Source organism: Bradyrhizobium vignae, assembly GCF_004114425.1.
Lineage (GTDB): Bacteria > Pseudomonadota > Alphaproteobacteria > Rhizobiales > Xanthobacteraceae > Bradyrhizobium > Bradyrhizobium vignae.
This window is the reverse complement of record NZ_RDQF01000007.1, coordinates 45760-58154: the sequence shown is the minus strand read 5'-3', so window position 1 is coordinate 58154 and position 12395 is coordinate 45760. Positions and strand designations below refer to the sequence as shown.

At 63.3% G+C, this 12395-nt stretch carries 12 protein-coding genes; 7 read left to right on the top strand and 5 right to left on the bottom strand.

Annotated features, from left to right (window positions below; all coding sequences use genetic code 11):
• Positions 1–40 precede the first annotated feature (40 nt).
• Positions 41–646, top strand: a complete 606-nt coding sequence (locus EAV90_RS08195; RefSeq protein WP_162500329.1) for an LOG family protein — start codon at positions 41–43, stop codon at positions 644–646.
• 4 nt (positions 647–650) lie between these two features.
• Here EAV90_RS08195 and EAV90_RS08190 read toward each other — a convergent pair whose 3' ends face one another.
• The 4 genes from EAV90_RS08190 to cysS all read right to left on the bottom strand — a co-directional run bounded on the left by EAV90_RS08190 (position 651) and on the right by cysS (position 4746).
• On the bottom strand, positions 651–1028 hold the full coding sequence (locus EAV90_RS08190; protein WP_122403840.1) for a VOC family protein: 378 nt from the start codon (positions 1026–1028) through the stop codon (positions 651–653).
• A gap of 133 nt (positions 1029–1161) precedes the next feature.
• On the bottom strand, positions 1162–2760 hold the full coding sequence (cimA, locus tag EAV90_RS08185) for a citramalate synthase (RefSeq protein WP_129143129.1): 1599 nt from the start codon (positions 2758–2760) through the stop codon (positions 1162–1164).
• Entirely contained in the window at positions 2757–3248 is a 492-nt protein-coding gene (locus EAV90_RS08180) for a GNAT family N-acetyltransferase (RefSeq protein WP_164936832.1), read from the bottom strand. Before EAV90_RS08180 ends, cimA begins: the two co-directional genes overlap by 4 nt.
• Before the next feature lie 115 nt (positions 3249–3363).
• The gene (gene cysS / locus EAV90_RS08175; protein WP_129143127.1) at positions 3364–4746 is read right to left on the bottom strand and encodes a cysteine--tRNA ligase; all 1383 of its coding nucleotides are present in this window, start codon (positions 4744–4746) and stop codon (positions 3364–3366) included.
• A 291-nt stretch (positions 4747–5037) separates the two neighbouring features.
• On the opposite strand from cysS, the gene EAV90_RS08170 reads away from it, so the two are divergent.
• Positions 5038–5343, top strand: a complete 306-nt coding sequence (locus EAV90_RS08170) for a hypothetical protein (protein WP_129143126.1) — start codon at positions 5038–5040, stop codon at positions 5341–5343.
• Positions 5344–5474: 131 nt separating this feature from the next.
• Complete coding sequence (locus EAV90_RS08165) at positions 5475–6665, top strand: DUF2865 domain-containing protein (RefSeq protein ID WP_122403845.1); 1191 nt, start codon at positions 5475–5477, stop codon at positions 6663–6665.
• Between the two features lie 160 nt (positions 6666–6825).
• Here EAV90_RS08165 and EAV90_RS08160 read toward each other — a convergent pair whose 3' ends face one another.
• A complete protein-coding gene (locus EAV90_RS08160; protein ID WP_129143125.1) occupies positions 6826–7731 on the bottom strand; it encodes a DUF2189 domain-containing protein in 906 nt (301 codons plus the stop codon).
• A gap of 533 nt (positions 7732–8264) precedes the next feature.
• Here EAV90_RS08160 and EAV90_RS08155 point away from each other — a divergent pair.
• The 4 genes from EAV90_RS08155 to EAV90_RS08140 all read left to right on the top strand — a co-directional run bounded on the left by EAV90_RS08155 (position 8265) and on the right by EAV90_RS08140 (position 12393).
• Positions 8265–9098 carry a cytochrome c oxidase subunit II gene (locus EAV90_RS08155; protein WP_122403847.1) on the top strand — a complete coding sequence of 278 codons (834 nt, stop codon included), beginning with the start codon at positions 8265–8267 and terminating at the stop codon, positions 9096–9098.
• A gap of 78 nt (positions 9099–9176) precedes the next feature.
• Positions 9177–10955 carry a cbb3-type cytochrome c oxidase subunit I gene (locus tag EAV90_RS08150; protein WP_122406731.1) on the top strand — a complete coding sequence of 593 codons (1779 nt, stop codon included), beginning with the start codon at positions 9177–9179 and terminating at the stop codon, positions 10953–10955.
• Complete coding sequence (locus tag EAV90_RS08145) at positions 10952–11656, top strand: cytochrome c oxidase subunit 3 (RefSeq protein ID WP_129143124.1); 705 nt, start codon at positions 10952–10954, stop codon at positions 11654–11656. The genes EAV90_RS08150 and EAV90_RS08145 overlap by 4 nt, the downstream gene beginning before the upstream one ends.
• Positions 11657–11670: 14 nt before the next feature.
• Positions 11671–12393 (top strand): heme-copper oxidase subunit III family protein, encoded by a 723-nt coding sequence (locus tag EAV90_RS08140; RefSeq protein ID WP_122403849.1) that lies wholly within the window; start codon positions 11671–11673, stop codon positions 12391–12393.
• Positions 12394–12395: the final 2 nt, after the last annotated feature.

Below are 12395 nucleotides of genomic sequence, written 5' to 3'. Positions count from 1 at the left end.
TGGGCTTGACGCCTCCTCGCTGCAATGCATCATGGCAACAATGAGCACGATCCAAACTGTCTGTGTCTATTGCGGCTCCGGCCCAGGAACCAATCCCCGCTTCACCGAAGGCGCCAAGGCGTTCGGCAGGGCCCTCGCCGAAAACAACATCCGCTTGGTCTATGGCGGCGGCTCACTCGGTCTGATGGGCGCGGTCGCGACCTCCGTGCTCGACCATGGCGGCACCGTCACGGGCATCATCCCCGACTTCCTGCGGCTGCGCGAGAATGCGCTGACGCGCGTGCAGGAGATGATCGTCACGCCTGATATGCACGAGCGCAAGCGCCTGATGTTCGAACGCTCCGACGCCTTCGTGGCCCTGCCGGGCGGCGTCGGTACGCTGGAGGAGCTGGTCGAGCAGATGACCTGGAAGCAGCTCGGCCGTCATGCCAAGCCGGTGCTGCTCGCCAACATCGACAATTTCTGGGAGCCGCTGTTCTCGCTGCTGTCGCACATGCGCCAGACCGAGTTCATCCGCGCTGGCCTTTCAATCGACATCCTCAAGGCCGACCGCGTCGAGGAGATCCTGCCGAAGCTGAAAGCGGCCGCGGCACAGGTGGCCGAATCGGAAAAGCAGCTCGCCCCGGAAATGGCGCGCAAGCTGTAACGCGCTACTCTGCCGGAAACGTCACCGCCTCGATCCGGTTACCGTCGGGGTCGAAGACGAAGGCTGCGTAGTAGCGCACCCGGTCGTGCGGGCGAATGCCGGGCGCGCCATCGGAGGCGCCGCCAGCGGATAGTGCGGCGGCGTGAAACGCATCGACTTCAGCCGTGGTTTTCGCCCGCAGGCAGATGTGCACACCGCTCTCCGCGGCTACGGGCGGCATGCCCTCGCGCAAGTTGATCCAGAACTCCGGATAGGCCTTGCCGAAGCCGACCGTCCGCGGCCGCGTGACGAGGCGCGCGAGGCCGAGGGTGCCGAGCGTCGCCTCGTAGAATTTGGCGGCGCGCTCGAGATCGCTGACGCCGACGGAGATGTGGTCGATCATTGTGCCGTGCTCCCTCCCCTCCTCATTGCGAGCGAAGCGAAGCAATCCGGAGTGCGTCCGCGGAGGCAGTGTGGATTTGCTTCGTCGCTTCGCTCCTCGCACGCAATGACGGCGCTTGCAGCGCCGCCGTCCCTCACGCCGGCGCGCCCGATTTCACGAGCTTGTAGATCACCGAATCCATCAGCGCCTGGAACGAGGCGTCGATGATGTTGGGGGAGACGCCGACCGTGGTCCAGCTGTCGCCGTTCTCGTCCTCGCTCTCGATCAGGACGCGCGTGACCGCGCCGGTGCCGCCATTGAGGATACGCACGCGATAATCGATCAGCTTCAAGCCCTCGATGTACTTCTGGTACTTGCCGAGATCTTTCCGCAAGGCGACGTCGAGCGCGTTCACGGGGCCGTTGCCCTCGGCCGCCGAGATCAGATGCTCGCCCGCGACGTCGACCTTGACTACCGCGAGCGCCACGGTGACGCGCTCGCCGAGCGCGTTATAGCGCTGCTCGACATTGACGTCGAACTGCTCGACTTCGAAGTAATGCGGCACCTTGCCGAGCGTGCGACGCGCCAGGAGCTCGAACGAAGCGTTGGCTGATTCATAGGCGTAGCCGGCCGCCTCGCGCTCCTTCAATTCCTCGACGAGGCGCGTCAGCTTGGGATCGCTCTTGTCGTAGGCAATGCCGGCGCGGTCGAGCTCGGCAATGACATTGGAGCGGCCGGCCTGGTCGGACACCAGCACCTTGCGGTGATTGCCGACCAGTTCCGGCAGCACATGCTCGTAGGTCTGCGGATCCTTCAGCACGGCGGAAGCATGGATGCCGGTCTTGGTGACGAAGGCGCTCTCGCCGACATAGGCCGCATGCCGGTTCGGCACGCGGTTGAGCATGTCGTCGAGCGTGCGCGACACCTTGACGAGCGTCGCCAGCTTCTCCGCCGTGACGCCGATCTCGAACGCGTCGGCAAGACCTTTCTTCAGCTTCAGCGTCGGGATCAGCGAGCAGAGATTGGCATTGCCGCAGCGCTCGCCGAGACCGTTCAGCGTACCCTGGATCTGCCGCGCTCCGGCGCGCACCGCGGCGAGCGAATTGGCCACCGCCTGCTCGGTGTCGTTATGGGCGTGGATGCCGACATGATCGCCGGGAACGTGCTTGGTCACCTCGGTGACGATGGCCTCGACCTCATCAGGCATGGTGCCGCCGTTGGTATCGCACAGCACCACCCAGCGCGCCCCGGCCTCATAGGCCGCCTTGGCGCAAGCCAGCGCAAAGCTCGGGTCCTCCTTGTAGCCGTCGAAGAAATGCTCGCAGTCGAGCATGACCTCGCGGCCGGCTGCCTTCGCCGCGGCGACGCTGTCCCGGATCGAAGCGAGGTTCTCCTCCTTGGTCGTCTCCAGCGCAACGCGCACCTGATAGGCCGACGACTTCGCCACGAAGCAGATCGCATCCGCTTTCGCTTCCAACAGGCCCGCGACGCCCGGATCGTTCGAGACCGAGCGCCCAGCCCGCCGCGTCATGCCGAAGGCGGTGAAGCGCGCATGATTGAGTTTCGGCTTGGAGCCAAAGAACTCCGTGTCGAGCGGGTTGGCGCCGGGATAGCCGCCTTCGATATAGTCGATGCCGAGATCATCGAGCATCGCCGCGATGACCTGCTTGTCGGCCAGCGTGAAATCGACGCCGTTGGTCTGCGCCCCATCGCGCAGCGTGGTGTCGAACAGATAAAGACGCTGCTTGCTCATTGCCCCGCTCCGAGCGTCTTCTTCATGGTGGTGTTGGCGAGCCACTCGTCGCCCATGGTGACGCTGTTGCGCTGCTGGGCGGTGTAGCCGCGTTTGGCGAAGAAGCCTTGCGCGTTGTCGCTGGCATCGACCGACAGGCTCGTCGCTCCGCGGCCGCCGGCGAGCTTCTCCAGCGCGTCGACCAGCATGGTCGCGATGCCCTGCCCGGCCACGGCCGGATGGACATAGAGCATGCGGATGTGATCGTTGCCGCGCAGCGAGGCGAAGCCGACGGGCGAACCCTCGAGCGTTGCGATCAGCGTGAGATCGGCGGCGAGCCGCTTGCCGAACTCCTCGTCCTCCGCCGCAGCCATCCAGGCTTCCTGCTGCGCCTCGCTGTAGTCGTCGCCGGTCAGCTCCTCGATGCTGGCGGTGAAGATCGCGGCGAGGATCGGCACATCGGCCGGCAGGAAAGGCCTGAGTGCGGGCTTTGGCAAAGTCTGTCCCATCGTCCTCACCACATCCCATAGAGCTTGAGCACGATCGCCACCGCGCCGGCGAGCAGCGCGATCTTCAGCGCGATGTAGTAGAGCCAGTGCCGCGGAAACGGCGTGTCGGGCCGCTTCATCGCGCGATCTCCCAGGTCGTGCCTTCCTTGGAGTCCTTGATCGCAACGCCCATCGCAGCGAGCAGATCGCGGATGCGGTCGGACTCCTTGAAATCCTTGCGGCCACGGGCGGCCGTCCGCTCGGCGATCAGACGCTCGACTTCCTTGGCATCGACGCCGCTCGCCTGCTGCTTGCGCCTTTCCCACTGCGCCGCGCTCTCGGCCAGGAATCCGAGCAGCCGCAACGAGCCCGCAAGACCCGCGATATCGTTGCCGCGCAGGCCGTGCAGCGCCGCGATCGCCTGCGGCGTATTGAGGTCATCGAGCAGCGGTTCGACCACCGACGCATCCGGCTCGCCCGGCACGGCGTCGGCCGCGATGCGGTACCAGTCGTCGAGCGTCTTGGCGCTCTCCTCGAGCGACTTCATGGTCCAGTCGATTGGCGAGCGGTAATGCGTCTTCAGCATGTTGAGGCGCAGCACCTCACCCGGCCAGTCCTTGAGCAGTTCGTGGATCGTGATGAAGTTGCCGAGCGACTTCGACATCTTCTCGCTCTCGACCTGCAGGAAGCCATTGTGCATCCAATAGTTTGCCATGCGCTGCTGGTGGAAGGCGCAGCAGGTCTGAGCGACCTCGTTCTCGTGGTGCGGAAACACGAGATCGATGCCGCCACCATGGATGTCAAAGTGCTCGCCGAGATGCTTCCAGGCCATGGCCGAGCACTCGATGTGCCAGCCCGGACGCCCCTGCGCGGCGATACCGGCCGGCGAGGGCCATGACGGCTCGCCCGGCTTGGACGGCTTCCACAGCACGAAATCGGTATTGCCCTTCTTGTATGGCGCGACATCGACGCGGGCGCCCGCGACCATCTCGTCCAGTGAGCGGTTGGACAGCGCGCCGTAACGCGGCAGGCCGGCATTGGCCGCGTTCATGGCCTGCGGCGAGAACAGCACATGGTCCTCGGCGACATAGGCAAAGCCGCCGGCGATCAGCTTTTCGATGATCTCGCGCATCTCGCCGATATGCTCGGTCGCGCGCGGCTCCACGGTCGGCCGAAGCGCGCCGAGCGCATCGACGTCGGCGTGAAACTGCTTGCCGGTCTGCTCGGTGACCTTGCGGATGGCCTCGTTCAGCGGCAGGCCCGGGAAATCGCGCGCGGCGCGGTCGTTGATCTTGTCGTCGACGTCGGTGATGTTACGGACATATTTGACGTTCGCTTCGCCATAGCGATGGCGCAGCAGCCGAAACAGCACGTCGAACACGATCACCGGCCGCGCATTGCCGATATGGGCGAAGTCGTAGACGGTCGGTCCGCAGACATACATGCGGACGTTCTTCGGATCGAGCGGTACAAAGGTCCGCTTTTCCCTCGTCAGCGTATCGTGAAGGCGCAATTCCATATGGATACCCGTCGGCTGTTGGCCGGGCGTCCAAGGCTCTCAATGTGTTTGAGAAAAGACGGCTCCAGCCAGCGAATCGCTAGCTCGTAATCTCGCGGCAAATGGCGCAAATGGCGAGGAGACCGTTCATGCGGTCACATATGGGCCACCACGGGCCCCGGCGTCAAGAGCCGCGGAAATGCCGTTTTTTCTCCGCAAAGCGCGCGGCCCGCCCTGATGGTTCATGATCCCCTAACCATTTGAGGCCATTCTGGAACCAGCGGTTCCTCCATTTTTAGCCTCGGTATTTTCATGCGATCCCTGCTCGCGCTCACTTTCAGCGCCGCGATCCTTGCAGCACCCCGCGCTTGCGCCGAGACCCGCGTTTTCATCATTGCCAATCAGGCGGATGGCTACGGCGTCGACCAGTGCCTGGCCAAAGGCGACAAATGCGGTGCATCCGCTGCGCGCACCTACTGTCAGTCACGAGATTTTGCGATAGCCTCGGCCTATCGCCGGGTCGATCCCGACGAAATTACCGGCTCCGTCCCCAAAACTGGCGCAAACTGCTCCCATGGCCGTTGCGACGAATATGTCGCAATCACCTGCCAGCGCTGAATTCCCTCGGAGCTGGTGGACCTTAGGACCGGTCTTTGGTCCCTGAAACGACGTGACGATGCCGCAGGAAGCGGCTATTGGGAGGGCGCGCTTCGGCCCCCCAGATCACGCTGGGCCGTGACCTCGCTAGAATGGCGGATATGCCTGAATTTTTGTCTCTCTCCCGTGCCCGCTCCCTCCTTGCCTGCACCGTGCTCCTGAGCACCGTCATGCTCGCCAATGGCGCTTTGGCGCAGGCTGGCCCGCCTGGCCCGCCGCCTCAGCCGGGCCAGAACGGGCTCGGACCGAACCCGATGTGCGCGCGGCTGGAAGGCCAGCTCGCCGCGCTCGATCGTGGCGGCGGCGGTGGTGACCCCGCGCGCGAAGAGCAGATCCGCCGCTATCAGGATTCCCAGGCCAAGCAGCAGGCCGAGCTGGATCGCGTCACCATGCAGGCCAAGCGCATGGGCTGCGACTCCTCCGGCTTCTTTTCGCTGTTCAACGGCCAGTCGGCGCAGTGTGGCCCGGTGAACACCCAGATCCAGCAAATGCGCGCCAATCTGGACCAGATCACCGGCAATCTCGAACGGCTGCGCGGCGGTGGCCCCGGCGGCTTCAGCCCGGAGCGCGACAACCAGCGCCGTTCGGTCCTGTTGGCGCTGGCGCAGAACAATTGCGGCCCGCAATATGCCAATGCCGCGCAGTCGCAAGGCGGCGGCAACTTCCTGAGCAATTTGTTCGGCGGCGGCAACAACCCGAACAATCCGCAAGCCGTGCCGCCCTCCGATCTCGGCCCGCAATCCGGCACCTTCCGCACGGTGTGCGTGCGCACCTGCGACGGTGCCTATTTCCCGATCTCGTTTGCGACCGTGCCGGCGCGCTTTCCCGACGATGAGAAGACCTGCAAGGCGCTGTGCCCGGCGGCCGAAGCCGTGCTCTACACTCATCGCAATCCCGGCGAGGACATGAACTCGGCGGTCTCGATCGGCGGCCAGCCCTACACGGCGCTGCCGACCGCGTTCAAATTCCGCAGCGAGTTCAACCCGTCCTGCTCCTGCAAGGCAGCGGGCCAGACCTGGGCGGATGCGCTGAAATCAGCCGACGACAAGGCCGCAGCCGAGCAGCAGGGCGATATCATCGTCACCGAGGAGAGCGCCAGGAAGATGCAGCAGCAGCGGCTCAACAAGGGCACGCCTGCCAATGCCAAGAAGGGCGCGGCTCCCGCGCCAACCACGGCGACTGCACCTGCAACGCCGCCGGCGGAGACGGCCCCCGCTGTCAACTCCGAGAACAAGCCGATCCGCTCGGTCGGTCCAACCTTCTTGCCGCAGCAGCAGAAGTAGGCAGCCCTGCTTTTACTGTCATGCCCCGCGAAGGCGGGGCATCCAGTACGCCGTGCACACAAGCAGTGCCGCAGGGTACTGCATCATCTGTTTCGCGGATGATGCAGCAATCCACAATCGCACGTCTTACTCGCAACCGTTATCCCTCAAGCGCGCGCTACTACTCGCCCTCGCGGCTCCACGGGAAGAGATTGGCCGGAAAGTCTGCTGCGTAGCGCCTGCCCCTCGGGGGCGGCGGCGGTGCGTCCGGTGGATTCGGATTGGGCTCGACCATCCGCCGATAGAGATGCCAGGTGGCATGACCGAGCACCGGAAGGACGACGGCGAGACCGACGAAGAGCGGCAGCGAGCCGATCACGAGCAGCGCCGCCACGATGAGGCCCCATCCGGCCATCGCAACCGGATTCGCCGCCACCGCTCGCAGCGAGGTGCGGATCGCGTCGATCGCGGTCGCATGCCGGTCGAGCATCAATGGAAATGACACGACGCTGACGCACAATGCCACAACCGCAAACAGGAAGCCGACACCGCAACCGATGATGATGAGCGACCAACCTTCCGGCGTCGTCAGCACGCGCGTTGCGAAGTCGGGGATGCTTGCGGCCGCCGCATGACCGAAGATTGAGACATAGATCGCGTTCGCGACGCCGATCCAGGCCCCGAACAGGACCAGCAGGAGCACGCCGAGTTCGATCATGGCGCCGAACGACGGTGCGCGCAGCACCTTGATCGCATCCCACGCTTCGACCTCCTCGCCGCGCTCACGACGGCGGCTGAGTTCGTAGAGACCGATCGCAGCAAAAGGACCGATCAAGGCAAAGCCGGCGGCCAGCGGAAACAGTAGCGGCAGCACCGAATAGCCGAGCACCATCCTGAACAGGACGAGACCGAGAACGGGATAAATCAGGCACACGACGATCGCGTGACTCGGCATCGCCTGGAAATCCTCCCAGCCCAGGCGCAGGGCCTCGATCAGGTCGGACAAGCTGATCTTGCGAATGGGATACGAGGCTGCTTCACCGAATACGTGCCGCCTGACGATGTGGTGGGAGTAGAGAGTGGCCATGGACGGACCTCCCGTGCTGAAGATCGCGGTTTTCGACAACACGCGCTTTCCAGCCACGCGTGTCCGCCGGACGAGCAGGAAACGCGATGGGTCAGGTACGGCAACCCAGGTTCAGCGAACGAGCCTGGCCGGACGGAACCCGTCGCGACCTTACCTCCCAAGCTTAGCGCGCGCGGGGCATGGCTGCACTCACGGTTGGGTGAATTGTGCACCAGCACCGACTTGTGCATTGCACCACCAAGACGCGACATGCGCACCTCATGCTTTGTCGGTTTGCCCAGCCTGGCTATCGCACCACTTTGGGGCACCTACACTGCTCTATTGACGCCGGATCAGGCTGGGATCATTTTAGACGCAGACGCCCTTAGAGTTGATGGTCGCGAGCGTTCTCTTGAATTTCGCGACCAGTGGAATGGGCGAAGCAAGAGGCCGGCGATGGCATAGATGCCAACCAGAAAGGCCAGCCATCGCGACAGACATGAGCTCCGCCCTGGATTCGTATCCGTAGCCTTCGATGGCAAGGATGGATCAGGATGGCTGTCGCACTGATACTGCTTCTGGTCGCGATCGGCTCGGTGCTGTTTCATATCTACAGCCCGTGGTGGTGGACGCCGATCGCAACCAACTGGGCCTATATCGACCACACCATCAACATCACGTTCTGGATCACGGGCTTCGTTTTCGTCGCGGTGATCGCCTTCATGGCTTACTGCGTCTTCCGCTTTCACCACAAGGAGGGAAGACGGGCCGACTACAATCCGGAAAACAAAAGGCTCGAATGGTGGCTGAGCGTCGGGACCGGCGTCGGCGTCGCAGCCATGCTGGCGCCTGGCCTCGTGGTCTGGCACCAGTTCGTGACGGTGCCTGCGGATGCCACCGAGGTCGAGGTCATGGGCCAGCAATGGCAGTGGAGCTTCCGCCTTCCGGGCAAGGATGGGCAGCTGGGCACAACCGATGTCCGCAACATCGCTTCCGACAATCCGATGGGTCTCAATCGTGACGACCAACACGCGCAGGACGACGTCGTCATCGAGAACGGCGACCTGCACCTTCAAGTAGGCAAGCCGGTCAAGGTTCTCCTCCGCTCGGTTGATGTCCTGCACGATTTCTACGTGCCCGAATTCCGGGCCAAGATGGACATGGTTCCGGGCATGGTGACCTACTTCTGGATAACGCCGATCCGAACCGGAACGTTCGATGTTCTCTGTGCGGAGCTTTGCGGCGCAGCTCACTATCAGATGCGCGCCAAGGTCATCGTCGACGAAGAGCGTGAATATCACGCCTGGCTGGAGCAACAAAAGACGTTCGCAGAATTATCGCCGGCAAAAGCCGTCGTGAAGGCGACGTATCAACCCGGCGGCAAGTAGCAAGCTGCCGCCGCGAAGATGGATCGGGTGCAATGAGGCCGGGCCTCATCCCCGATGGAAACGACCGAGGAGGTTTTTATGGTCGATATTCCATATGAAGGGATCCGCGGCATCCCGCCTGCCGAAGTACCCGATGTCGAGCTCTATCATCCGCGGAGCTGGTGGACACGGTATGTCTTCTCGCAGGACGCCAAGGTAATCGCCGTCCAGTATTCGCTGACCGCGACCGCCATCGGGCTCGTGGCCCTGGTGCTGTCGTGGCTGATGCGGTTGCAACTGGGATTCCCCGGCACCTTCTCTTTCATCGATGCCAATCAGTACCTCCAGTTCATCACCATGCACGGGATGATCATGGTGATCTATCTGCTCACCGCGTTGTTCCTGGGCGGATTCGGCAACTACCTGATCCCGCTGATGGTCGGCGCCCGGGACATGGTCTTTCCGTATGTGAACATGCTGAGCTATTGGGTCTACCTGCTCGCAGTCCTGGTGCTGGCCTCGACATTCTTCGTGCCCGGCGGCCCCACCGGCGCCGGCTGGACGCTCTACCCGCCGCAAGCAATCCTGTCCGGAACGCCAGGGCAGGATTGGGGCATCATTCTCATGATGTCGTCCCTGATCCTGTTCATCATCGGCTTCACGATGGGCGGGCTGAACTATGTGGTGACGGTGCTGCAGGCGCGCACCCGCGGCATGACGTTGATGCGCCTGCCCCTGACGGTCTGGGGCATTTTCACGGCGACCGTCATGGCGCTCTTGGCATTCCCTGCACTGTTCGTTGCCTCGGTCATGCTGCTGCTCGACCGTCTTTTGGGCACCAGCTTCTTCATGCCTTCGCTCGTCGAGATGGGCACGCTGTCGAAATATGGCGGCGGCAGCCCGCTGCTCTTCCAGCACCTGTTCTGGTTCTTTGGCCATCCCGAAGTCTACATCGTCGCCCTGCCCGCCTTCGGCATCGTCTCCGATCTGATCAGCACGCATGCGCGCAAGAACATCTTTGGTTACCGCATGATGGTCTGGGCGATCGTGGCCATCGGCGCGCTGAGCTTCATCGTATGGGCGCACCACATGTATGTGAGCGGCATGTTCCCGCAATTCGGGTACTTCTTCGCCACCACGACGCTCATCATCGCGATCCCCACCGCCATCAAGGTCTACAACTGGGTGCTGACGCTTTGGCGCGGCGACATTCACCTCACGGTGCCGATGCTGTTCGCGCTCGGCTTCATCATCACCTTCGTGAACGGCGGGCTCACCGGCCTCTTCCTCGGCAACGTCGTCGTCGACGTACCGCTCTCGGATACCATGTTCGTGGTCGCGCATTTCCACATGGTGATGGGCGTGGCACCGATCATGGTCGTGCTCGGCGCGATCTATCATTGGTACCCCAAGGTCACGGGACGGATGTTGAACGAGACCCTGGGCAAGTTTCACTTCTGGGTCACCTTCTTGGGTGCCTACCTGATCTTCTTCCCCATGCACTATCTCGGACTGCTCGGGGTTCCGCGCCGGTATTTCGAACTCGGGGATGCGACGTTCATCCCGTCTTCGGCCCATTCGCTGAACGCGTTCATCTCCGTGGTGGCCTTGACCGTCGGCTTCAGCCAGATGGTGTTCCTGTTCAACCTTGCTTGGAGCTTGTTCAAAGGTGAGCCCTCAGGCGGCAACCCGTGGCGGGCGACGACACTGGAGTGGCAGACGCCGGAGACGCCCCCAGGGCACGGCAATTGGGGCAAGGAGCTCCCGGTCGTGTACCGCTGGGCCTATGACTACAGCGTGCCCGGCGCCGCCGAGGACTTCATTCCGCAGAACCAGCCGCCGCGCGCGACGCAGCTCGCTCAGGGAGCCGCTTCGTGAGCGCCATCATCCTGTTCCTGGCAGTGCTTGCGGTGATCGCCGGATGGTGGCTGTCGCAGCAGCGGCTGACGGCCAAGCCCTGGCTGGAGGAAGGCCCGGTCGGTGACTTCCCCGGCGGCGATGCCATGGTCTGGCCGGCAGCGAAGGTGGGACTTGGCGTGTTTCTCGCTGTCGCGAGCGCGTTATTCGTCCTCTTCATCAGCGCCTACTCGATGCGCATGAGCGTGGCGGACTGGCGGCCGCTGCCGGTACCGCGGCTGCTGTGGGTCAACACGGGTGTCCTGGTCATGAGCAGTGTCGCGCTGCAATGGTCCTACGTGGCCGCGCGACGATACGATGCGGAAGGCGTCATGATCGGTCTGCTCGCGGGCGGAGCATCCGCCGTGATTTTCCTCGCCGGACAGCTCCTGGCCTGGCAACGGCTCGGGGCCGCCGGATATTTGGTGGCGTCCAACCCGGCGAACTCGTTCTTCTACCTGTTGACCGCAGTGCACGGGCTGCATCTGACGGGCGGTCTGGTGGCCTTGGGCAGAACCTCGGCCAAGATGTGGCGCGGCGCCGAGATCGCCGAGATGCGCTTGAGCGCGGAGCTGTGCGCCATCTACTGGCACTTCCTGCTGCTGGTCTGGCTCGTCCTGCTCGGTCTTCTCACGGGCTGGACCGACGATTTCGTCAACATCTGCCGCCAATTGCTGAGCTAGGGAGGCGAGACCAGATGGCTGAGACCCTGCTGACAGATCCGGGCCAATCGCCTGCGCGGCTTGAAGGCTGGCGCGGCATCGCCGCCGATTGGGCGTCCGATCAGCGCGCCTTCAAGAACGTGTCCTGGGGCAAGGCCATGATGTGGATCTTCCTCCTCAGCGACACCTTCATCTTCAGTTGCTTCCTGCTCTCCTACATGACGGCGCGCATGTCGACGACCGTGCCGTGGCCGAATCCCAGCGAAGTCTTCGCTCTCAACATCGCCGGCAAGCACATTCCGCTGATCCTGATCGCCATCATGACGTTCATCCTGATCAGCAGCAGCGGCACCATGGCGATGGCCGTCAATTTCGGCTACCGCCGCGATCGCGTGAGAACCGCAATCCTGATGCTGGTCACTGCAGCCTTCGGCGCAACCTTCGTCGGAATGCAGGCCTTCGAATGGACCAAGCTGATCATGGAGGGCGTCCGGCCCTGGGGCAATCCATGGGGTGCCCCGCAATTTGGCGCGAGCTTCTTCATGATCACCGGCTTCCACGGCACCCATGTGACGATCGGCGTGATCTTCCTGATCGCCATTGCGCGGAAGGTCTTTCGCGGCGACTTCGACGTCGAGAGGCGCGGCTTCTTCACGAGCCGCAAGGGGTATTACGAGATCGTCGAGATCACGGGCCTGTACTGGCACTTCGTCGATCTCGTGTGGGTGTTCATCTTTGCATTCTTCTATCTTTGGTGAGG